The organism is Pseudarthrobacter sp. AB1, assembly GCF_014926485.1.
Lineage (GTDB): Bacteria > Actinomycetota > Actinomycetes > Actinomycetales > Micrococcaceae > Arthrobacter.
Map to the genome: position 1 here is coordinate 31200 of NZ_PZKO01000007.1, position 20650 is coordinate 51849.

Sequence of the window (20650 nt, forward strand, 5' to 3'; positions counted from 1 at the left end):
TCGGCGCCGAGCCCGGCGCACGGACTACCCAAACGTCCGGGCCTTGACTTAACTTCGAACATATCTTCGAATAGAGGGCATGAGATGGGATGCACAAGCACTGATGCCCCGGCCCGCCGATGTCCCCGGAAGCGGCCCGTCACCTGCCCTGCTCCCCCTTGCCGGGTTGGTCCGTTCTGTCACCACCCCCGAGTTCGCCGGCATCACCTTTCATGAGGTCACCGCCAAATCGGTGCTCAACAAGGTGGTGGCCGGGTCGCGGATGCCATTTGAGTGGACCGTCAACCCGTACCGCGGCTGCAGCCATGCCTGTGTTTATTGTTTTGCTCGCAAGAGCCACACGTACCTGGACTTTGACGCCGGGCTGGATTTTGACAGCCAAGTGGTGGTGAAGGTAAATGCCACCGAGGTCCTCCGGAAGGAGCTGGCCAAACCGTCCTGGGGCCACCATCAGGTGGCCCTGGGCACCAACACGGATCCCTACCAGCGGGCCGAGGGCCGCTACCAGCTGATGCCGGGAATCATCACGGCGCTGGCTGACTCAGGCACGCCGTTGTCCATCCTCACGAAGGGGACGTTGCTCGCCCGGGACATTCCGCTGCTGAAGCGGGCTGCCGCCCAGGTGCCGGTAGGTGTGGGCATTTCCCTGGCCATGACGGATGAGGCACTCTCCGAAGCCGTGGAACCAGGCACACCAGGGCCGCGGGCGCGGCTGAAGCTGGTCTCCCGCTTGCGCGATGCCGGGCTCCCCTGCGGTGTTATGGCGATGCCCATCCTGCCGTGGCTCTCAGACAGTGACGAAGCGCTTGATGCCCTGTTCGGTTCCCTGGCCGCCGCAGGGGCGACGGGCGTCACCGCCGGCGCCCTTTACCTGAAGCCGGGTACCCGGGAATGGTTTATGCAGTGGATTGCCGGGAACCACCCGGAACTGGCAGGCCGCTACCGGAGGCTCTACGGCACAGGCTCCTATGCCTCCAAGGAATACCGCACGTGGCTGGCCGCGAAAGTCCGCTACTTCAAGCAGCGGCACGGATTCACCAGCGGCCACGGTTTCAGCCACCGTGACCTCGACGACGATCCCCGCGGCGAGGAAGCCCAGTATCCAGCCGGGAGTATCCCGTCATGCCCCGGCGGCACACAGGAACGGCCGGCTGGGGAATCCCAGCCGGCCGCCGCCGGTCCGCGTCAGCAGCCCACCCTGTTTTAGGGGCAGCTTCCTAGCCGGCCGAAATGCCCTTGTACTTCTCCTGCAGGAAGTCCTTCATGTCCTGGGTGGTCAGGATTTGTAGATCTTCTGGACCCTGGGATGGTGCTTCATCTCGGCCTTGACGGCCAGCACGTTGTAATAGTCGCTGTCCTTGCCTTCCACGAGCAGCTGCTTGTCTGCACTCAGGCCGGCCGGCAGCGCGAACGCCAAGGGCACTACGGCGGCGTCCTTGTGGTTGAGGGCCTGCGGGAGGCTGGCGTTCTCAATCTCGGTGAACTCGATGTTCTTCGGGTTGGCCGTGATGTCCTTGAGCGTGATGGGGTTCCCGGTCACCTCGATCAGGCCCTTGACGCCAACAGCTTCAGGGCCGGGATTCGTTGGTGGGATCGTTGGCCAGGTCCTTGCCGGACGCCTTGTTGTACGTTTCCAGTTGCGTTCGCCTCAGGAATGCCGGCGCCTTGGACTGCGGTGCGGTGGTCAGCGGTGGGAAAGCCTGCGGGCGGCGAAGTTCCCCCGGGGACTGGAATATCTGGACAAGCAGGATGAGCAGGATCACCACGCCGAACATTTATTCGGGGCTGTAGCGCTGGTAGCCGTAACGGAAGGCAACGTCTCCCAGGCCTCCGCCGCCCACCGCACCGACCATTGCGGAGTAACCGATCAGCCCTACCGCCGTGGTGGAGAGTCCGACCGCCAAGGCAGGCACTGCTTCATGCCGATGTTGTGCCGCGCCCCGCGCAATTCCGCCCCTTCCAGAGTGGTCATGTCACGGCCGTCAACGATGACGCCGCCGAAATCGGGACGCGGCCTCCGGGGAAACAGCGCTCGTCCGGCGCGGCAATCCCAAAGATTCTGCCAAGTCACAAAACCGGGGCCCAATCCGAACATACGCGGCAAATTTAAGGCGTCTGGACGTCCTAAAATTCAGCGCGTAGGGGTTGAACCCACCGGCGTGCCCAAAGACTCAAGAAGTGCCCTGATAATCGGGAAGTCGGCCGGGATCCACGGAAGGCTGAGAGCTTCATCACGGTTCGTGGTGCTAATCCATTTCAGTTGGTCGTGGTCTTCGAGCGGCTGGGGATCACCGTTGGAAATCTCCGCCAACCACACCCGCATGCTGGCCCGCTCGTTCAGCCGCCAGCCAGCCGCCGTCCCGGCATGGACTTCCGGCCCCAAGCGGACCTCTACGCCCAGTTCCTCCCTGAGTTCCCGGTGCAATGCGGCCTCGCATTCCTCGCCGGCGTCGACCTTGCCGCCGGGGAACTCCCAAAGCCCGGCGAGCTGCTCGGGAGCAGTCCGCCTGGCCACCAGCATGCGCGTGGGCTCCATCAACGAGTCCACTATTGCTCCACCAACTACCTGTATCAGTCCACTCACCGCCCCATTCTATGAGGGAGAATGGTTTACGGGCCTTCCCCCAACATCCCCTTTGAAAAGCAGGCACATGAGCAGCGTCGTCCGAACCTCCACCGCGTCCACGGCGAAGACTCCGCACGTCGGCGCAGCGATCTTTGCGCTGGCCATGGGAGGCGTCGGAATAGGCGTCACGGAGTTCACCATGATGGGCCTGCTCAAAGAAGTGGAAGACGGGCTGAGTATCAGCACCCCGGAGGCGGGGCACCTCATCTCCGCTTATGCCCTCGGAGTGGTGGTGGGCGCGCCCCTGCTGGCCGCAGTCGGAGCCAAACTGCCGCGCAAACACCTCGCCCTCGGCCTTATGCTGTTCTTCACCCTCGCCAACCTGACGTCCTATCTTGCTCCCGATTACGGCAGCATGATGGTGTCCCGGTTTGCGGCCGGACTGCCTCACGGCGCATTCTTCGGTGTCGCAGCCGTGATCGCTGCCTCCCTGGTTTCCCCCACCCGCCGCGGTTGGGCCATCTCCATGGTGATGGCAGGCTTGTCCGTTTCAAACGTTATCGGCGTGCCGGCGGCCACCTGGGTGGGCCAGACCTTCGGATGGCGGTTGCTGTTCCTCCTGGTAGGAGGAATTGGCTTGCTGACGCTGGTACTGCTGTGGCGCTATGTTCCGTACCAAGCACCCCATCCTGACGCGAGCATCCGCCGCGAAATAGGTGCGCTCAAGCGGCTTCAGGTGTGGCTGGCCATCCTGATCGGCATCGTGGGATTTGGCGGCTTCTTCGCGACCTACACCTACATTGCGCACACCATGACCCTGGTGGCCGGGATTCCGGCGTCGCTGCTGCCCGTTGTGGTCGCACTGTACGGACTGGGCATGGTGGCGGGAACTGTCGTCGGCGGCAGGCTTGCCGACAAGTCGGTGATGGGCACGCTGTACTGGGTCCTGCCCGGCATCGCCGTCGCCCTGGTGATTTACGCAGTCGCTGTGCACTGGCCCTGGTCAGCCCTCGTGATGGTCTTTGTGGTGGGGGCGTCCGGCTCCATGCTGATCCCTGCCCTGCAGACCCGCCTGTTGGATGCCTCGCCGGACGCCCCTTCCCTTGCTTCCTCGCTCAACCACGCTGCGCTCAACGTTGCCAATGCCTTAGGCGCTTTCCTGGGCGGCGTAGTGATCGCCTGGGGCTGGGGCTTCGTGGCGCCCGCGCTCGTGGGGGCCGTGTTGGCCGTCCTGGGCTTTGGCATCGCTGTGGCCAGCGGGCTACTGGAACGCAAGAAGCCGCTGGCCGCCTGATCCGGGGGAAACGGGCGGGCAGCGGCTTCACCGCAGCATACTGTGCGCTGGGGCAGTAACGTCAGGCCAGCGGGTCCTGGGCTCCGGCTTCGGCGGAAACGTGGCCCGCGCCTGAAACGTGCCCTGCACCGAAGATCTCGTCCGTGCGGCCGGCTTCGCGGTGCAGATCCTGTTCGAGGTAGATCACCCGGGCAATCGGAACGGCCGTGCGGATTCGGGACTCGGCACCATCAATCGCAGCGGCGATGTCCCGGGCGGTTTCGGCGGCACCTACGGAGATCTTGGCGGCCACCAGCAGCGCCTCCGGTCCGGGGTGAAGGGTCTTGAGGTGGATGATGCGGTTGTGGCCCTCCGCCTCAATGGCATCGCTGATGCGGGCCACATCAACCCGGGTGGCAGACTCGCCCAGCAGCAAGGACTTGGTTTCGATAGCCAGGACAACCGCGATGGCCACGAGCAGCAGACCGATGATGCCGGTACCCGCGGCATCCCAGATCCCGTTGCCGGTGACGATTGTTATGCTCACACCGACGAGCGCGAACAACAGGCCCAGAAGCGCCCCGAGGTCTTCCAGCAGGATGACCGGTAGTTCCGGCTGCTTGGCTGTGCGCACAAAACTCACCCAGCCCTGCTTGCCGCGGATGTGGTTGGACTCGATGATGGCCGTCCGGAACGAGAACGATTCGGCAACGATGGCGCCGATCAGCACCGCAAACGGAACCCACCAGAAGTCCCCCTCGATGGCGTTTGGGTGCTGCAGCTTCTCCCACGCTTCAAAAAGTGCAACGAGCCCGCCCACGCTGAAGAGCACGATCGAGACGATGAAGGCGTAAATGTAGCGTTCACGGCCGTACCCGAACGGATGCTCCGGGCTGGCTGCCTTTCTGGCGCGTTTGCCGCCGATCATCAGCAATAGTTGGTTGCCGGAGTCGGCCATGGAGTGGATCGCTTCGGCGAGCATCGACGAGGATGCCGTCAGGAAAAAGGCTACGAATTTCAGGACGGCGATGGTCAGGTTTGCGGCAAGGGCCGCGACGATCGCCTTGGTACCTCCGTTTGCAGCTACTGAGGCTTCTCCTCTTCACAGGTTCAGAACCAAGCAGGGATTTTCGCGGCGCCGTAGTCGGCTCCGCCCCCGAACACCGTACCTTTTCGGGTCCGGAAGACGCACCTCTGACATGCACTAAGCCTGCTGACATTAGACGAGCCGTATGTTAGCTTGAACACTAATCGGGACGTTTAATCCCGACGAATATGAAGGAGGAGACATGGGTTTTCTTGCTTGGATTATTCTCGGCCTCATCGTAGGGGCCATCGTTAAGGCCGTCATGCCGGGTAAAGTCGGCGGCGGCTGGGTGACGAGCCTCGTGCTCGGCGTGGTCGGCGCGATTGTAGGCGGCTGGATTGGCAGCCTCCTGTTCGGCAAGGGTGACCTTGCCTTCTTTGATCTGGGTACTTGGATCCTGGCTATTGTCGGCGGCCTGGTGGTTGCCGGTGTCTACGGCGCCATCACAGGACGCAGCAAAAGCACACGGGCGCCCTGATTACCCCTTACCTCATCTGATTCATACAGCAAGGGCCCCGGAGAACTTCCGGGGCCCTGCCTTGTTAAGTCATGCGTCCAGTCAGGTCAAATCTCCCGGCGAGTCTGACTTTCCGTGAGCCACGCCCGAACGTGAGTCATGCCTTCTGGGACCGGGCACTCGCATACAGGCACACCGTTGCCGCCGTGCCAAGGTTCAGGCTTTCCGCTCCGCCGTAAACGGGCACGGCCACGCGGTGATCGGCCAGGGCCAGTTCATCCTCGGCGAGCCCCTGGGCCTCGTTTCCGAACAGCCACGCTGTGGGATTCTCCAGGGCGAACAGCGATTCGACGCCGGGGCCTGCGATCCGGCGGGCGGCGTTCTCGTCCTGGAGCGTATCCAGGTTGACGTCACCGTTGCCGTCGGCAGCCAGTACGCCGATCCCCCGAGCCCGGCAGGCTGCTGCCACTTCCGCAATATCGGCGCCCAGGACCACGGGAAGGTGGAACAGGGAACCGGCGGTGGAACGGACCGCCTTGGGGTTATAGATGTCAACGCTGGAGGCGGTCAGGATGACGGCGTCCGCCCCGGCCGCGTCAGCTGCCCGGAGAACGGTGCCCGCGTTGCCAGGGTCCCGGACCTGACACAGCACTGCAAGCAGCCGCGGTCCGGCGTCCAGGACCTGCTCAAGGCTCACGTCCAGGAATCTACAAACTGCGAGAATGCCCTGCGGGGTAACGGTGTCCGCCATTGCGGCCAGCACTTCATCCGTAGTGAGATATGCGTCGATGCCCTCCGCTAGTGTCTCCAGGTCCGGGTGCCGGTCAAGGCATGCCTCGCTCGCGTAGACCTCATAGACGACGCCGGGCTCCCCCGCGGCAACTCGTTTCTGGTGCAGCGTCAGGGCCTCGCGGACAGCCTGCGGACCCTCCGCCAGGAACTCGCTGCGCTTTAAACGCGCCGGGCGCCCGGCAAGTTGTGCCACCTTCCTCACCCGATCAGCTCGGGGATTGGAGAGTGGAAAGTCTTGCGGGCGCCCGGTTTCGTTCATGTAAGAACCTTAGTGGCTTCAGCCACCAGTCCTCGAACTGGCGTGGGTGCTACTTGGCAGCCACGTCAGCGGCCGGCTTTGCAGCCTTGGCCTTCGGTGCCTTGGCAGCCTTAGGGGCTGCGGCTTCGACGGCCGGAGCGGACGTGTCGGCAGGCAGGGAATCCTTGGCGATCTTCACCAGCGCGGCGAATGCGTTAGCATCCGAAACGGCCAGCTCGGCAAGCATGCGGCGGTCAACCTCGACCTCAGCGGCCTTCAGGCCCTGGATCAGACGGTTGTAAGTCAGGCCGTTGGCGCGGGATGCAGCATTGATGCGCTGGATCCACAGGCGGCGGAAGTCGCCCTTCTTCTTTTTGCGGTCGCCATAGCTGTACACAAACGAGTGCAGCAGCTGCTCTTTGGCCTTGCGGTACAGGCGTGAACGCTGTCCACGGTAGCCCTTCGCGCGTTCAAGGATAACCCGGCGCTTCTTGTGGGCGTTGACCGCCCTCTTCACACGTGCCACGTGCGTACTCCTTCGAAAATTCTGATCCCAAGCATCTACTGCCGGAACAACCGGCTGGCCTGAGAAGCCTTATTGGTAGTTGACTGCTGCCAGGTGGCATCAGTCAGAGAACTTGGAACTTAGATGCCGAGCATCTTCCGGATGACCTTTGCGTCACCCTTGAAGACAATCTTGTCGCCGGCGAGGCGACGAGTCAGCCTGGAGGACTTGTGCTCAAGGTAGTGGCGGCGGTTGGCCTGCTGGCGGCGCAGCTTGCCGCTGCCGGTCAGCTTGAAGCGCTTCTTAGCACCACTGTGGGTCTTCATCTTCGGCATGGGAACCGATCTCCTTACGTGTCCACAGACATTGTCTGCAGTTCTTTCGAGCAGCCACCCCTGCAGGCGGCATGCTGGTTGCGTACTGCGGGAGGATAACCTCCCGCAGCTGTGAACTAGGTAGTCTTCTTGGCAGCCGGCTTCGGAGCTGCCTTGGGGGCAGGCCTTGCAGCAGGCTTCGGCGCTGCCGGCCGGGCGATCGGCTTAGGCATGGGCACCGGGGGCCGCGGAGCTGCCGGAGCAGCTGCTTCGGCGGGCTTGACGGCGGCAGGAGCCTTGACCGGCGCCGGAGCCGCCTTGGGAGCCTCACGCTTGGGAGCAGCGGTCTTCGGGGCTGCCTGCTTGGGCGCCTCCTGGACGGCTGCTTCCTTGACGGGCGCTGCCTTCGGGGCGGTTTCCTTTGCAGGGGTTTCCTTCGCCGGAGCTTCCTTGACAGGGGCTTCGGCTTCCGGAGCGGCCTCGACAGGCGTCTCAGGCTCGGCCGGAGCTGCAATTTCCGGCTCTGTCGTAATGGCGAAACCTTCCGGAAGAAGGTCAGCCAGCGACTGCGTCAGCGGTGCCTGGTCGTCGCCGGAGACGTCGATGCGGCCACCGCCCGTAGCCTTGGCTTCGTTCTGCGCCTTTGCCTCTGCACGCTGCGATGCGCGGCGTGCCTCAGCCTTGGCTTCAGCTTTGTTCTTCAGCGGGCCCACAACCATGACCATGTTGCGGCCATCGATACGGGGACTGGACTCAACAACGCCTACTTCGGCGACATCGTCAGCGAAGCGCTGGAGCAGTCGGATGCCCATTTCCGGACGCTGCTGCTCACGACCGCGGAACTGGATCATGGCCTTGACCTTGTCACCGGCACCGAGGAAGCGCAGTGCATGGCCGCGCTTGGTTTCGTAGTCGTGGGTGTCAATCTTGAGGCGGAAGCGGATTTCCTTCAGAACAGTGTTCGTCTGGTTCTTCCGTGCTTCACGCGCCTTGACGGCGGCCTCGTACTTGTACTTGCCGAAGTCCATCAGCTTGCACACCGGAGGCTTGGCCTGCGGTGCAACTTCAACGAGATCAAGATCGGATTCGGCAGCCAAACGCAAGGCATCGTCAATACGGACGATTCCTACCTGTTCGCCTGCAGGACCGACCAACCGCACCTCGGGGACGCGGATACGCTCATTGATTCTTGGCTCGCTAATGTTAAAGCTCCTGTGATTGATGTGGTATTCCACCGGCAAATAGAGAAGGCCCCCAATTGCCGGAGCAATCGAAGGCCTCGATGGTCGGATGCACGGTCCTCAGTAGAGGCAGTGCGCACTTCTCCAGGCTTGGCACCTGAAAGAACTGTCCGACCGGTACCCGGCAACCTTGCTTCCTCAGGAATTACTTCCGGCCGGAAAACGGCTGACGCGGGTGGGAGAGAACTCCGCTTGCAAACTGAATGTCATTCTACAGAACAAGTCCCGCCAAACGCGGCTAAGCGTTGGTGGGACTTTCCACGGCGAAATAACGGCATCCAGTCGGTCTGTGACAAGCTTACCAGTATGAGCACCCCAGACAGCAATTCACACGTTTTCGAGGCCCCCGCCGCCAAGGCTGACGTAACCCAGCAAATCCGCGATATCTCGGAGGTGCCGGCCATCGAGGTCATCACCACCGCCGCAGTGCACTTGATGAGCGCAGCCGCCGTCAAACTGGGCCTCGCCGCAGAGGACAATGCGGAGGAACTCAAGGATCTGGACGAGGCCCGCAAGCTCATCACCGCCCTTGCCGGGCTGGTGACCTCAGCGGCCCCCGAAATCGGATCCCAGCACGCCGGCCCGTTGCGCGATGGCCTGCGGTCCCTGCAGCTCGCGTTCCGCGAGGAGTCCATCATCCCCGACGCCCCGGGCAAGGGCCCGGGCGAGAAGTACACCGGCGCCGTCAACTAGACCCAAACAGCAAACTTCAAAAAGTACAACGACGACGGCGGCGGACGGTCCACACGGATCTCCGCCGCCGTCGTCGTTCAGGCAGCCACCCGGCGCCGCCGCACTGCCTTGAGCAGCAGGCCCACAACGCAGAGCAGAACGCCGGCCACTCCTACGGAGACAAACCCGCCGGACGGCCCCATCCCGTCTATGAAAATCCCGGCAAGTGGTGCCCCGAGCGCAACGCCGGCAGTCAGCGCAGAGCCGTACCACCCCATTGCCTCGCCGCGGCGGTCCTCCGCCACCAGATCTGCCACCTGTTCGGAGGCGGCCGCCAGGACGGGGGCGCACAAGAGGCCCGGAAGGATCGAGATAAAAGCCAGCGTCCAGGTGTCTTGGGCGAAGCCCATCGGGATGGTCAGGGCCGCCATGCCAAGCAGCAGGAGGATCGGCGAAACGGGACGGTGCATGGCCCCATACACCAGCCCGCCGACCACAGACGCGGCGCACCAAAAGAGGAATACAATGCCGATTTCGGCCTGGTGGCCGCCGGTTTCCAAGGCAGCAACAATTCCAACGTCGGTGCCGCTGAGCACCATGCCGGTTCCAGCAGCAACGGCGAAGACGGCCGCGACAGTGGCCGTGAGCCAGGCGAAGTTGTGGGCCACCTTGCCGCGCAGCCCCGCCGGCCCACTTCCGAGGCGTTCTGCCCCGGCCGGGACAAGGTCCGCCGCCGCTTCCTGGAGGTGGGCCGGTGCGGCGGAAAGCACAGCCACTTCCGCGGCATGGCGCTGGTCCGCTTCGCTTTCCAGAGTTTGCGTGGCACTTCGCGTGGGCGGGTTGAACCAGATGAGGAACAATCCGGCCAGTGACGTGGAAACACCCACCACCGTGAGTCCCAGAACAGTGAAGCCGCTGGTCGCCACCACGGCCCCGGCGGCGGGCCCGATCATGAACACCATCTCCGTGGCAATCGAGTCCAGCGCATAAGCGGTCCGCCGCTGGTACCCGTCCGCGAGGACTCCCAGGGACTGGCGCACAACACTGAAGATAGGCAACGTCAGCACGCCACCGACGAACACCAGCGGAAGCAGCCACTGGTAGGACACGTGCGGCACCACGGACCAGATGACCGCCTCGGACACCACCGACGGAATCAGAGCCCGGCGGAGGCCAACAGTGTCCACGCGCAGGCCGCGCCATGGTGCGCCAACTGCGATGCCGATGGTCATGACAGCCGCCGCGGCACCGGCAGCTGCATAGCCCTGGTCCAGGGTGAGGACGATGTGCAGGGTCAGCAGCATGCCTGCCGCCGAATGGGGAATGCGGGCGATCATGCCGACCAGCAACAGCCGCCGGATGGGCCGGACGGCCAGCAGCTCCCGGTATAGAGCGAAGTTCACGGAAAATCCTTTGTATCTGCCCACGGCAGCCCGGGATCTCCGCGCCAACCGTCAGCTAATGTGCCGCGCGCCGCAACTTTATTTCGATCGAGTCAACGCGCTCTCCAAACAATACATTCCGGGACCATGCCTGTTGCAGGCCGGACACCAGGTCCTGGACTGCCGCGGCGTCCAGGCCATCCGCAAGGTGGAGCAGTACCTGTAGTTCCGGTCCGGCACCGCCCCCCGGGAGTGTGGCACCCGTGCCGGTGCGGGCGGTGACACCGGAACCCGGGAGGAGGGCAAACCGGCGCACTGCCGGGAATGCGGCCGTTGCCTCAGCCATCTGGGCTTCCAGCGCTGTATCAGTGTAGGAAGGGATCCAGTCCTGTTGCTGGGCCAGAGCCCAGACGGCGGGCCGCCGGACCACAAATGTGACCTCCGAGCCCGGATCGAGCACCAGCAGCTCCGCTCCCTCGGCCACGGCCGAGAGGGCAGCCCGGGCGGCGTACACTGCCACCGGCCGGGCTTCGGGGTGCCAGGCGGCCAAGGCGGCCGCCGAGGTGAAGGCCGGCATGGCCGTCCGGCCGTCCGCGGCCTTGAGGGTGACCAGGGCCATGTCCGCCTGCTTGTCCGCGGTCAGGCCATCGAGGCCTTCCGCTTCTTCGCCAAGCTGCGCGATGATTGGGATAAACACGCGGGCGGTGGCCAGCGAAGCCACCACGGCCGCTTCGTCGCCGACGCCTTCAAGCATGGCTTCGACGGCGGCGAGGTAGCCCGCGTCGGCCGTGCCGTCGTCGTCCTCGAAGTTGTGGATCCGGCCGTCATCGCCGGCGAGGCTCCGCCCTTCCCACGGCTGGCCTGCCGAGTCAGTACGGCCACCCGCGCCCGCCAGCGCCGCGGCAATGTGTCCGGGCAGATGGCGCGGCGCCGGGGATTCCGCAGCCGGATCGGCGTTGTGCGTGCTGTCCACGGAAACTGCTTAGCGGCGTCCGGCGACGTCGAGGGCTTCGGGGAGCGTGAAGGCGCCGGCGTACAACGCCTTGCCCACGATCGCGCCTTCGACGCCCAGCGGCACCAGGGAGCGCAGCACCTTCAGATCGTCCAGGCTGGAGATGCCGCCGGACGCGACCACCGGCTTGCCGGTCTTCTCCACCATCTGGCGCAGGAGTTCAACGTTGGGACCCTGCAGCGTGCCGTCTTTTGTGACGTCAGTGACAACATACCGGGAGCACCCGGCTTCTTCGAGCCGGCCCAGGACCTCCCAGAGATCGCCGCCTTCCTTCGTCCAGCCGCGGCCGGCCAGCGTGGTCCCGCGGACGTCGAGGCCGACGGCGATCCTGTCGCCGAAGCGGTCGATGGCGCTGCGGGTCCACTCGGGGTTTTCCAGCGCAGCCGTGCCGAGGTTGACGCGGGCCACACCAAGTGCGAGCGCCGCCTCGAGGGATTCGTCGTCCCGGAGTCCGCCGGAGAGCTCCACCTTGATGTCCAGCCGGCCCACCACTTCACGGAGCAGCCCGGCGTTCGAGCCACGTCCGAACGCGGCGTCGAGGTCCACCAGGTGCACCCATTCGGCGCCCTGGTCTTGCCAGTTGAGGGCTGCCTCCAGCGGCGTGCCGTAGCTCGTCTCGCTGCCCGCCTCTCCCTGGACCAGCCGCACGGCCTGTCCGTTTACGACGTCGACGGCGGGCAGCAGTTCAAGAACCGGCAGATCGGTTGCGGTGGTCATCTCAAATCCTCTTGGGTGATGGGTTGCTCATGGAAACGGAACTGGTCATGTGTGGGGCTAGGTTCCAGGAAGCGTCAGCAGGTAGGCAGCCAGCAGCGCCATGCCGGCCAGGACGTAGAAGCCCACCTGGGTCCACATTGGTTTGTGCTGCTGCCTGAAGGACAGGGCGCCGCCCACCAGGACGCCGGCCAGGCCCATCAGGACAATCGACCACATCTAGGCGGCGTCCGTGGCAGCTGGCTTGCGAAGGCCGTCCACCCAGTTGCGTAGCAGCCGAGCACCGGCCTCGCCGGATTTTTCCGGGTGGAACTGGGTAGCGCAGAGCGGTCCGTTTTCCACAGCGGCGATAAAGCGCGCGCCGTGCTCTGACCAGGTCACCAGAGGTGCGGTCATCCGAGGCTGGATCACGTCGAAGTTCCACTCCTGGACACCATAGGAGTGAACGAAGTAGAAGCGCTGGTCCGCGACGCCGGCGAAGAGTTTGGATCCCTCCGGAACGTCCACTGTGTTCCAGCCCATGTGTGGCACTACCTCTGCGGGAAGTAGCTCCACCTTGCCGGGCCACTCCCCCATGCCTTCGGCTTCTGTCCCGTGCTCTACCCCGGCCTCGAACAGGACCTGCAGGCCCACGCAGATTGCCAGGACCGGCCTGCCCCCGGCCACGCGCCTGCCGATCAGGCGGATGCCGTCCACGGCCTGGAGCTCGCGCATAACAGTCTCGAACGCACCGACCCCGGGTACTACCAGGCCGTCGGCATTAAGTACGTGCTCGGGCTTGGAGCTGAGGATAACCTCGGCCCCGGCCCGCTCCAGGGCGCGCACGGCGGAGCGGACGTTTCCGGAACCATAGTCCAGGACGGTAACTGTGGGCTTGCCTTCGGGCGATACAGGCTTCAGGCCGGCGGCCGGATCGATGACGGCGCCATCCCGGAGTATTTGGCCGCTCACAAGGCACCCTTTGTGGACGGAATCCCCTCAACGCGGGGGTCGGGTTCGACCGCAGCACGCAGGGCGCGGGCGAAGGCCTTGAATTGCGCTTCCACGATGTGGTGCGGATCGCGGCCCGCGATGACGTTCATGTGGAGGCAGATGCCGGCATGAAGGGTGATGGCCTCAAAAACGTGGCGGGTCAGCGACCCCGTGAAGTGGCCGCCAATCAGGTGGTATTCCTGCCCGGCAGGCTCGCCGCCGTGCACCAGGTAGGGCCGGCCGGAGACGTCAACCACAGCGTGCGCCAGTGCTTCGTCAAGGGGCACGGTGGCCTCACCGAACCTGCGGATCCCAGCCTTGTTGCCCAAGGCGGTGCGCAGGACTTCCCCGAACGTGATGGCAACGTCCTCCACTGTGTGGTGGACGTCGATGTGGGTGTCACCGGTGGCCTTGACCGTCATGTCAATGAGCGAGTGCTTGCACAGCGCCGTCAGCATGTGGTCGTAGAACGGGACAGTCGTATCGATGTCCGATACGCCTGTGCCGTCCAGGTTGATCTCCACGAGCACTGACGATTCACTGGTGGCACGCTCCATGCGGGCGGTCCGGGGCTCGGCAGCGTTCGATCCGGTGGAACTCATGGTCATATGTCCTTAAGCGAAGTCAGAAATGCGTAGCGAAGGAAATGTGCCGGCGCGCGGGGGCGGCGGTACTTCAAGTTTAGGCTGGCAGCGTGGCCTGGCTGGCCAGGATGCGTTCCAGCGACGTCAGGAACGATGTGGTCTCGGTCTCAGTGCCTGCCGTGACACGCAGGTGGCCGGGGATGCCGACGTCGCGTATCAGCACGCCGTCGTCCAGCAACTGCTGCCAGACGTCATGCGGGTTGTCGAGGCCCCCGAAGAACACATAGTTCGAATCCGAGGCGGCAGGTTTGAGGCCCATGCGGGTCAGCTCCGAAACGATGCGGTCGCGCTGTTCCTTGATGTCCTCGACATCGGCCATCAGGGCAGCCCGGTGCTGGAGGGCGGCAAGGGCTGTTGCCTGGGTGATGGCCGAGAGGTGGTACGGCAGCCGAACCAGGCGGAGTGCGTCCGTAACCTCGGGGGCGGCGGCCATGTAGCCCAGGCGTGCACCCGCGAGGGCGAACGCCTTACTCATGGTGCGGGACACAATGAGGCGTTCCCTGCCGGGCAGCAGGGTCAGGGCGCTGCGCGTTCCATCGTGGGCGAACTCGTGGTAGGCCTCGTCAACGATCACAATGGTCTGGCTGGCCTCGCCGGCCGCGTACACGGCCTCCACAACATCCAGGCCCAGGCCAGTGCCGGTGGGGTTGTTCGGTGAGCACAGGAAAACGATGTTGGGCTGAAGCTCTTTGACCTGCAAGGCAGCCGATTCGGCACTGAGCCCGTAGTCATCGGCGCGCTGCCCAATAATGTACCCGGTGTCGGTGCCGCTGGCCAGGAGCGGGTACATGGAATACGTGGGCGGGAATCCCAGGGCCGTGCGCCCGGGTCCGCCGAACGCCTGGAGAATCTGCTGGAGGACCTCATTGGATCCGTTGGCTGCCCAAATATTGGTGGCATCAAGACCGTGGCCGAGGTATTCGGCCAGCGCTTCCCGGAGTTCGGTGAACTCACGGTCCGGGTAGCGGTTGAGTCCTGCCGCGGCCTCCGTCACGGCCACACTGATCGCGGCCCGGACGTCCGCCGGGACCCCATGGGTGTTTTCGTTGACGTTCAGCAGGATAGGTACATCCAACTGCGGGGCACCATACGGGGTTAGCCCGCGGAGGTTGGTCCGGAGGGGAAGTCTGTTCAGACGCTCTAGCTGGTCATTCACCTGAACAGTTTAGGTCCGAAGCAGACGGCCGGAAAATGTGACGGCCTGCGGCGGCACGTTCCAGAGCCTGGAGCCTCCCTACTTCGTGGGGACGAAGAGCTGCTGTCCGGGGACAACGCCGCCGGCGGAAAGATTGTTCAACTGAGCAATATCCGCGATGACATCACGGGGATCACGCTCGGGCGCAACGGTACTGGCGATGGCCCAGAGGGACTGCCCGGCCTGGACCGTAACCGACACAGTTGGCGTCAAGGACAGGTCGGCGGCAGAGTCGGAAGCCTTCGCCGGTGCGTTGAGGAAACCTGCCAGCGAAAGCAGGATTGCGGCCAGGATCACCAGCGGGATGCCAATGAGGACAATCCGTCCCCTGCGGGTCAGGCGCAGCGGCGGCAAAGATTCCCTGCGCTGCCTGGGCGTCGCACCCGAAGCCGGCAGGGGCCCGGACCACTGCCGCGCGGTGAGGTCCTGCACGGAAACGAACTGCGGACGCGAGTCCTGCGAAGCAGATATAGCTGACATGAAATGAGCCCTCCTGGACCATACTGTGCTGCCCGGCGCGTCCTCCGCGTCCACTTGCCGGTGCCGGCCTGGGCCGTCCATAAATTCGAGTATTCGAATCCGCAAGCAACGAGTAGAACACATGTTCGAACTTTGCTTCTTCATTTTTAGCACTTATCAACGAATATTGTCGAGACTCGCTAGAACAAATGTTTGAAAAAGCCCTGTGGCTGGCCTACGTTTGGATCAAAGAACAACCACCTCTGTAGTTGATCAGCAGGGTCTGACAATCAACTCCGACACCAGCCCCGGGGCGTTCCAGGCACCAGCGGCCGGAGCGGATCCGGGCAACCGAAAGGCATTGGCGAACATGGCAGCACCAGCCGCCGGGGGCAAGGCGACACCGCGCCGCCAGCCCCAACGGACCCCCAAGGGGCTCACCGCCCGCCAGAAAAAGATCCTTGAAACCATCCAGCGCTCGGTGAATGACCACGGCTATCCGCCGTCGATGCGTGAAATCGGCGACACCGTGGGCCTGGCGAGTTTGTCCAGCGTGACCCACCAGCTGTCGCAGCTGGAAAAGCTGGGATACCTGCGCCGGGACCCCAAACGTCCGCGTGCCATGGAGGTCCTCATGCCGTTGACGCTGGATGGCGGGTCCACTAAGTCCAAGGGGACTACCAAGCCCTCGGTCCTGCACGGCGTCGGCGGAACGGTCACCGAACTTCCCTCCGCCATGGACACCGCCATGGTGCCGCTGGTGGGCCGGATCGCGGCTGGCGGGCCCATCCTTGCCGACCAGGTGGTGGAAGACGTGATGCCACTGCCGCGGCAGCTCGTGGGCCAGGGTGAACTTTTTATGCTGCGCGTGGCCGGCGACTCCATGGTGGACGCTGCCATCTGCGACGGCGACTGGGTAGTGGTCCGCCGCCAGGCCGACGCCGCCAACGGCGATATCGTCGCGGCCCTGCTGGACGACGAAGCCACCGTGAAGACGTTCCGCCAGCGCGATGGACACACGTGGCTGTTGCCGCAGAACACGCAATACGAACCCATCCTGGGCGATCACGCCACAATCATGGGCAAGGTCGTCTCGGTCCTGCGCTCGCTCTAGGTCCCGAAGCGGGCCTCCACGCCCCCTCGGCCAGGACGAGGGCAAGCTACGGGACGGGGCCTGACTTTGCAGGACCACACAGTGTCCAGGTTCAGTCAGGCGCCCTTCCCGGCCAGCCTTTCCAGGGCAGCAAACGCTGTCTTGCGGTCCGTGGTGGGCCAGAACGGCGGCAGCGCGGCGCGGAGGAATCCGGCGTAGCGCTCGGTGGCAAGCCGGGAATCAAGCACGGCCACCACGCCTTTATCTCCGGTGGAACGGATCAGGCGGCCCGCGCCCTGGGCCAGGCGGATAGCCGCATGGGTGGCCGAAACCGCCATAAAGCCGTTTCCGCCGGCCTGCGCAACGGCGCGGGACCGTGCTGTCATCAGCGGATCGTCCGGCCGCGGGAACGGAATGCGGTCGATCACCACGAGCCGGCATGATCCGCCCGGAACATCCACACCCTGCCAGAGGGACATGGTTCCGAAGAGGCAGGTATCGGGCTCGTCCGCGAACTGCTTCACGAGGGCAGTCATGGTGGAGTCGCCCTGGCAGAGAATGCTGAGGCCGAGCCTGGGACGCATCGCCTCCGCGGCCTCCTCTGCGGCCCGGCGCGATGAAAAGAGACACAGGGCTCCGCCGCCGGACGCCCGGATCAGCGCTTCAAGTTCATCGAGTGCCTCCGGCGACGCCCCGCGGCCCGGCTTGGGCAGGTGCCCTGCGACGTAGAGGATCCCCTGCTTGGGATAATCAAACGGCGATCCGACGTCGATCCCGGTCCAGCTCGGCGCGCCCTCCCCCACGAGCCCCAGGCCGCCGGCGGCCGGTTCAAAGGCTGAGCCGATGGCAAGCGTGGCCGAGGTCAGCACCACGGTGTGGCCGGCGAACAGCCCTTCGCGGAGCTTTCCGGCTACGCTGAGCGGCGCGATGTTGACCAGGGCCGGCGCAGACTCGTCGGGCTGGGCATAGCCCTGTTGCGGGTCGAAGGAACTTGCGCGGGAAAACCACACCACTTCACGGTTCTCACGGGCCACAATGAGCCGTTCACACAGTTCGAGGATCAGCATCAGGCGTGAGCGCGCGAGCTGCCGCCCGCCGTCGGCCGTTTGGCTGCCGTCGCCCTTGGAATCAGAGAGTGCAGCCCGGCACGCCTCACGCAGCTGGTCCACGCAGTCCAGCTGTTCGTCGTTGAGGCCGTTGGGCAGCAGCCCGTTGGGCACCCCGGCCAGGGCGAGTTCCAGGTTGGCGGCAGCTGCGTTGAGGGCATCCACCGTGATGGCCGTGTGTTTGCGCGCGCCCGACGCGGCAGCGTGGACCATTGCCACGGAGAGTTGCCCCGACACGGCACCGGTGACGCGGTCCTGCAGTTCGTGGGCTTCGTCCACCACCACAACGTCGTACTCGGGGAGCACTGCGAGGCCTTCAAAGGCACTGACCGCGAGCATGGCATGGTTAGTGACCACCACGTCAGCCTCGGCGGCGTCGTGGCGTGCCAGTTCACTGAAGCATTCGGCCGCCATGGGGCATTTTTGGGCGCCCAGGCATTCCATGGACGTCACAGACACCTGCCGCCAGGCCCGGTCCGTTACCCCGGGAAGCAGTTCATCACGGTCGCCCGTGGTGGTCTTTTCCGCCCACTCCCGCAGGCGCACCACTTCCTTCCCCAGCTGGGACGACGGCCCGCCCAAGGCGGCGGCGAAATGCGGGACGCTGGTGTCCTCGCCGAGGGAGAACAGCTGGCCCTCGGCGGGTTCCTCAGAAGGGAACCCGCCTACGAGCTTATGCTGGCACACATAGTTGGAGCGGCCCTTGACAAGGGCCACCTTGACGGGGCGATCGAGGGCGGGCGTGATGGTCTTCAGCAGCCGGGGAAGGTCGCGCCCCACAATCTGGGTCTGCAGCGCAAGCGTGGCTGTGGACACGAGCGTGGGCTTGTTGCTCACGAGCGAGTGCGCAATAAGCGGAATCAGGTAGGCCAGCGACTTTCCGGTCCCCGTTCCGGCCTGCACCAGGAGGTGGTCGCCGCTTTCGATGGCTCTGGCCACCTGCCTTGCCATCTCGTGCTGGCCGCTGCGGCTTTGACCGCCCATGCCGGTTACGGCGCGGTCGAGCAGTTCGATCACGAACTGCTCGCCGGCCGTACCTTTGACTTCCCCTGCCACAACCTCAGTCATGGTTGATGAAGGATTCCAGTTCAGCCGCAAGGCCTTCCCGCACCATCACCAAAGCACGGGTACCGTGTTCGCCGTGTTCCAGGCTCAGGATCTCGGCGTCGGTCTCGTGCAGTTTGCTGATCAGGTCACCGCGGTCGTAGGGAATAAGGAGCTCCAGCTTCACGCCGGGCCGGGGAATCCCGTCACTGATGGCCTGCAGCAATTCGGCGATCCCCTGGCCGGTGCGGGCCGATACCACCACGTGGCGCGGCTCGCGCTGCTTAAGGCGCTCCACCACAAACGGATCAGCGGCGTCGGCCTTGTTCAGGACTATGATCTCCGGCACCTTGCGGGCATCCACTTCGCTGAAGACCTTGCGGACTGCAGCAATCTGGCCCTCCGGGTCCGGATGGGACACGTCCACCACGTGCAGGATCAGATCCGCGTCAGCCACTTCCTCCAGCGTGGAACGGAAGGCCTCCACCAACTGTGTGGGCAGTAAACGCACAAAACCCACGGTGTCCGCCAGGGTGTAGCCGAGGCCATCGGAGGTTTCGGCCTTTCGCACGGTGGGATCCAGGGTGGCGAACAGTGCGTTCTCCACCAGCACACCGGCATCGGTCAGCCTGTTCAGCAGCGAAGACTTCCCGGCGTTCGTGTATCCGGCAATCGCAACGGAAGGGACTGAATTACGACGGCGGTTGGCCCGCTTGGTTTCCCGTGCCGGCTTCATCGCCGCAATCTCGCGCCGCAGTTTGGCCATGCGCGTCCGTATCCGGCGACGGTCCAGTTCGATTTTCGTCTCACCGGGTCCGCGCGAACCCATGCCGGCGCCGGCGCCGCCCACCTGGCCACCGGCCTGGCGGGACATCGATTCACCCCAGCCGCGCAGGCGTGGCAGGAGGTACTCGAGCTGCGCCAACTCCACCTGGGCCTTGCCCTCACGGCTCTTCGCGTGCTGGGCGAAGATGTCAAGGATCAGCGCCGTGCGGTCAATGACCTTGACCTTGACGATGTCCTCAAGGCTTCGGCGCTGGGACGGCGCCAACTCGGCATCCACCACAACCGTGTCAGCCCCGGTGGCCATCACGATTTCCTTGAGCTCAAGGGCCTTTCCGGAACCGAGGAACGTGCCCGGGTCCGGTTTGGCACGGCGCTGCACCATACCGTCCAGGACCTCCGAGCCTGCTGTTTCAGCAAGGGCGGCAAGTTCACGCAGGGAATTTTCCGCGTCCGCCAAGGTGCCTTCGGACCATAGCCCGGCCAGGACCACACGTTCGAGCCTCAGCTGCCGGTATTCGACTTCGGTGACATCTTCGAGTTCGGTGGACAGACCGGCCACGCGCCGTAGTGCCCGGCGTTCCTCCCGGTCCTGCTGGTCGCCGTCGTAGCTGGTGTGTTCGTCGTCCAAGCGGGAAATCGCCTGAGCCCTGCCGAACACGGCTTTGTCACCGTCTGCGGCGGTGAGGTTCCTGGCCGGTACGTCCTTGGCGAGAATCCGGTCGATGACAGCTTGGATCTCCTCGGGACTCATGTCCTGGGCTGCTGGATCGGAACCGGTGTTGGGCTGGCTGGTCATGGTCTCCTTTGAAGATTCGGCATTTTCAGAATAGTGCGGATCGTTGGTCTGTGGTGAAGTATTCGCGCTGGGCTGACGGCTTGCAGTCATCCGGGCCTCCTGGTCTGCTGCGCGCGCCGGTCCGGACCGTGGCGTGCAGGGAGTCGTCGCATCCGGGAGATGCGTGGAGTGGTGGAAAGCGCGGGCAAACTGCAAGGGACCGGCAACGGCAGATCACTCGAGTATTGCCCGGCGGCATAACAGCTACGAAGAGCTGTTATGTGGCGCACTTGCGGAAGGTTAATACCTGCATCGCTGCGGGG

Annotated in this window: 24 protein-coding genes; 5 read left to right on the forward strand and 19 right to left on the reverse strand. The window is 64.5% G+C overall.

The annotated features are described in order from the left end of the window. Positions 1-79: 79 nt before the first annotated feature. Complete coding sequence (locus tag DAD99_RS01555; RefSeq protein WP_193340066.1) at positions 80-1207, forward strand: Rv2578c family radical SAM protein; 1128 nt, start codon at positions 80-82, stop codon at positions 1205-1207. 69 nt (positions 1208-1276) lie between these two features. Here DAD99_RS01555 and DAD99_RS01560 read toward each other — a convergent pair whose 3' ends face one another. The 4 genes from DAD99_RS01560 to DAD99_RS01575 form a co-directional block, all read right to left on the reverse strand. After that, positions 1277-1540 carry a MetQ/NlpA family ABC transporter substrate-binding protein gene (locus tag DAD99_RS01560; RefSeq protein ID WP_193340067.1) on the reverse strand — a complete coding sequence of 88 codons (264 nt, stop codon included), beginning with the start codon at positions 1538-1540 and terminating at the stop codon, positions 1277-1279. Between the two features lie 28 nt (positions 1541-1568). Then, positions 1569-1775: a hypothetical protein gene (locus tag DAD99_RS01565; RefSeq protein ID WP_193340068.1), complete on the reverse strand. Its 207-nt coding sequence runs from the start codon at positions 1773-1775 to the stop codon at positions 1569-1571. Then, entirely contained in the window at positions 1776-1913 is a 138-nt protein-coding gene (locus DAD99_RS01570) for a hypothetical protein (protein ID WP_193340069.1), read from the reverse strand. Positions 1914-2131: 218 nt separating this feature from the next. Further along, complete coding sequence (locus DAD99_RS01575) at positions 2132-2584, reverse strand: (deoxy)nucleoside triphosphate pyrophosphohydrolase (protein WP_193340070.1); 453 nt, start codon at positions 2582-2584, stop codon at positions 2132-2134. Positions 2585-2651: 67 nt separating this feature from the next. On the opposite strand from DAD99_RS01575, the gene DAD99_RS01580 reads away from it, so the two are divergent. Continuing rightward, entirely contained in the window at positions 2652-3860 is a 1209-nt protein-coding gene (locus tag DAD99_RS01580) for an MFS transporter (protein WP_193340071.1), read from the forward strand. Positions 3861-3921: 61 nt separating this feature from the next. On the opposite strand, the gene DAD99_RS01585 is transcribed toward DAD99_RS01580, so the two are convergent. Beyond that, positions 3922-4899 (reverse strand): cation diffusion facilitator family transporter, encoded by a 978-nt coding sequence (locus DAD99_RS01585; RefSeq protein ID WP_193340147.1) that lies wholly within the window; start codon positions 4897-4899, stop codon positions 3922-3924. Between the two features lie 229 nt (positions 4900-5128). Here DAD99_RS01585 and DAD99_RS01590 point away from each other — a divergent pair, with 229 nt between their 5' ends. Beyond that, on the forward strand, positions 5129-5404 hold the full coding sequence (locus DAD99_RS01590) for a GlsB/YeaQ/YmgE family stress response membrane protein (protein WP_056342958.1): 276 nt from the start codon (positions 5129-5131) through the stop codon (positions 5402-5404). A gap of 136 nt (positions 5405-5540) precedes the next feature. On the opposite strand, the gene DAD99_RS01595 is transcribed toward DAD99_RS01590, so the two are convergent. The 4 genes from DAD99_RS01595 to infC form a co-directional block, all read right to left on the reverse strand. Continuing rightward, complete coding sequence (locus DAD99_RS01595) at positions 5541-6434, reverse strand: RNA methyltransferase (RefSeq protein WP_193340072.1); 894 nt, start codon at positions 6432-6434, stop codon at positions 5541-5543. 49 nt (positions 6435-6483) lie between these two features. Further along, the gene (rplT, locus tag DAD99_RS01600) at positions 6484-6939 is read right to left on the reverse strand and encodes a 50S ribosomal protein L20 (RefSeq protein WP_056342954.1); all 456 of its coding nucleotides are present in this window, start codon (positions 6937-6939) and stop codon (positions 6484-6486) included. A gap of 119 nt (positions 6940-7058) precedes the next feature. After that, positions 7059-7253 (reverse strand): 50S ribosomal protein L35, encoded by a 195-nt coding sequence (rpmI, locus tag DAD99_RS01605; RefSeq protein ID WP_009358635.1) that lies wholly within the window; start codon positions 7251-7253, stop codon positions 7059-7061. Positions 7254-7369: 116 nt separating this feature from the next. Continuing rightward, positions 7370-8392: a translation initiation factor IF-3 gene (gene infC, locus DAD99_RS01610; RefSeq protein WP_375372168.1), complete on the reverse strand. Its 1023-nt coding sequence runs from the start codon at positions 8390-8392 to the stop codon at positions 7370-7372. Between the two features lie 387 nt (positions 8393-8779). Between infC and DAD99_RS01615 the strand changes: the two genes are divergently transcribed. After that, positions 8780-9166, forward strand: coding sequence for a DUF1844 domain-containing protein (locus tag DAD99_RS01615; protein WP_056342948.1), 387 nt, complete (start codon positions 8780-8782; stop codon positions 9164-9166). Between the two features lie 77 nt (positions 9167-9243). Here DAD99_RS01615 and DAD99_RS01620 read toward each other — a convergent pair whose 3' ends face one another. The 8 genes from DAD99_RS01620 to DAD99_RS01655 form a co-directional block, all read right to left on the reverse strand. Next, positions 9244-10548, reverse strand: a complete 1305-nt coding sequence (locus tag DAD99_RS01620; protein ID WP_193340073.1) for an MFS transporter — start codon at positions 10546-10548, stop codon at positions 9244-9246. Between the two features lie 55 nt (positions 10549-10603). Further along, on the reverse strand, positions 10604-11500 hold the full coding sequence (locus DAD99_RS01625; protein ID WP_193340074.1) for an SseB family protein: 897 nt from the start codon (positions 11498-11500) through the stop codon (positions 10604-10606). A gap of 9 nt (positions 11501-11509) precedes the next feature. Further along, positions 11510-12256, reverse strand: a complete 747-nt coding sequence (gene priA / locus DAD99_RS01630) for a bifunctional 1-(5-phosphoribosyl)-5-((5-phosphoribosylamino)methylideneamino)imidazole-4-carboxamide isomerase/phosphoribosylanthranilate isomerase PriA (protein ID WP_193340075.1) — start codon at positions 12254-12256, stop codon at positions 11510-11512. Between the two features lie 57 nt (positions 12257-12313). Then, complete coding sequence (locus DAD99_RS01635; protein WP_185263144.1) at positions 12314-12472, reverse strand: hypothetical protein; 159 nt, start codon at positions 12470-12472, stop codon at positions 12314-12316. After that, complete coding sequence (gene hisH / locus DAD99_RS01640) at positions 12473-13204, reverse strand: imidazole glycerol phosphate synthase subunit HisH (protein ID WP_193340076.1); 732 nt, start codon at positions 13202-13204, stop codon at positions 12473-12475. Beyond that, positions 13201-13827 (reverse strand): imidazoleglycerol-phosphate dehydratase HisB, encoded by a 627-nt coding sequence (gene hisB, locus DAD99_RS01645; RefSeq protein ID WP_056343053.1) that lies wholly within the window; start codon positions 13825-13827, stop codon positions 13201-13203. Before hisB ends, hisH begins: the two co-directional genes overlap by 4 nt. A 79-nt stretch (positions 13828-13906) precedes the next feature. Then, on the reverse strand, positions 13907-15025 hold the full coding sequence (locus DAD99_RS01650; protein WP_193340077.1) for a histidinol-phosphate transaminase: 1119 nt from the start codon (positions 15023-15025) through the stop codon (positions 13907-13909). A 78-nt stretch (positions 15026-15103) separates the two neighbouring features. Continuing rightward, the gene (locus DAD99_RS01655; protein ID WP_193340078.1) at positions 15104-15544 is read right to left on the reverse strand and encodes a LysM peptidoglycan-binding domain-containing protein; all 441 of its coding nucleotides are present in this window, start codon (positions 15542-15544) and stop codon (positions 15104-15106) included. 349 nt (positions 15545-15893) lie between these two features. Between DAD99_RS01655 and lexA the strand changes: the two genes are divergently transcribed. After that, positions 15894-16637, forward strand: a complete 744-nt coding sequence (gene lexA / locus DAD99_RS01660) for a transcriptional repressor LexA (protein ID WP_193340079.1) — start codon at positions 15894-15896, stop codon at positions 16635-16637. A 95-nt stretch (positions 16638-16732) separates the two neighbouring features. On the opposite strand, the gene DAD99_RS01665 is transcribed toward lexA, so the two are convergent. Together DAD99_RS01665 and hflX are read right to left on the reverse strand one after the other, a co-directional pair. Beyond that, positions 16733-18790 carry an ATP-dependent DNA helicase gene (locus DAD99_RS01665; RefSeq protein ID WP_193340080.1) on the reverse strand — a complete coding sequence of 686 codons (2058 nt, stop codon included), beginning with the start codon at positions 18788-18790 and terminating at the stop codon, positions 16733-16735. Further along, the gene (gene hflX / locus DAD99_RS01670; RefSeq protein WP_193340081.1) at positions 18783-20348 is read right to left on the reverse strand and encodes a GTPase HflX; all 1566 of its coding nucleotides are present in this window, start codon (positions 20346-20348) and stop codon (positions 18783-18785) included. Before hflX ends, DAD99_RS01665 begins: the two co-directional genes overlap by 8 nt. Between the last annotated feature and the right edge of the window lie 302 nt (positions 20349-20650).

Bases quoted from the DNA above. Each gene is read 5' to 3' on its own strand.
- DAD99_RS01555 (WP_193340066.1), top strand. From the start codon at position 80: ATGAGATGGGATGCACAAGCACTGATGCCCCGGCCCGCCGATGTCCCC.
- DAD99_RS01565 (WP_193340068.1), bottom strand. From the start codon at position 1,775: ATGTTCGGCGTGGTGATCCTGCTCATCCTGCTTGTCCAGATATTCCAG.
- DAD99_RS01580 (WP_193340071.1), top strand. From the start codon at position 2,652: ATGAGCAGCGTCGTCCGAACCTCCACCGCGTCCACGGCGAAGACTCCG.
- DAD99_RS01590 (WP_056342958.1), top strand. From the start codon at position 5,129: ATGGGTTTTCTTGCTTGGATTATTCTCGGCCTCATCGTAGGGGCCATC.
- DAD99_RS01595 (WP_193340072.1), bottom strand. From the start codon at position 6,434: ATGAACGAAACCGGGCGCCCGCAAGACTTTCCACTCTCCAATCCCCGA.
- rpmI (WP_009358635.1), bottom strand. From the start codon at position 7,253: ATGCCGAAGATGAAGACCCACAGTGGTGCTAAGAAGCGCTTCAAGCTG.
- DAD99_RS01615 (WP_056342948.1), top strand. From the start codon at position 8,780: ATGAGCACCCCAGACAGCAATTCACACGTTTTCGAGGCCCCCGCCGCC.
- priA (WP_193340075.1), bottom strand. From the start codon at position 12,256: ATGACCACCGCAACCGATCTGCCGGTTCTTGAACTGCTGCCCGCCGTC.
- DAD99_RS01635 (WP_185263144.1), bottom strand. From the start codon at position 12,472: ATGTGGTCGATTGTCCTGATGGGCCTGGCCGGCGTCCTGGTGGGCGGC.
- hisB (WP_056343053.1), bottom strand. From the start codon at position 13,827: ATGAGTTCCACCGGATCGAACGCTGCCGAGCCCCGGACCGCCCGCATG.
- DAD99_RS01655 (WP_193340078.1), bottom strand. From the start codon at position 15,544: ATGTCAGCTATATCTGCTTCGCAGGACTCGCGTCCGCAGTTCGTTTCC.
- lexA (WP_193340079.1), top strand. From the start codon at position 15,894: ATGGCAGCACCAGCCGCCGGGGGCAAGGCGACACCGCGCCGCCAGCCC.
- DAD99_RS01665 (WP_193340080.1), bottom strand. From the start codon at position 18,790: ATGACTGAGGTTGTGGCAGGGGAAGTCAAAGGTACGGCCGGCGAGCAG.
- hflX (WP_193340081.1), bottom strand. From the start codon at position 20,348: ATGACCAGCCAGCCCAACACCGGTTCCGATCCAGCAGCCCAGGACATG.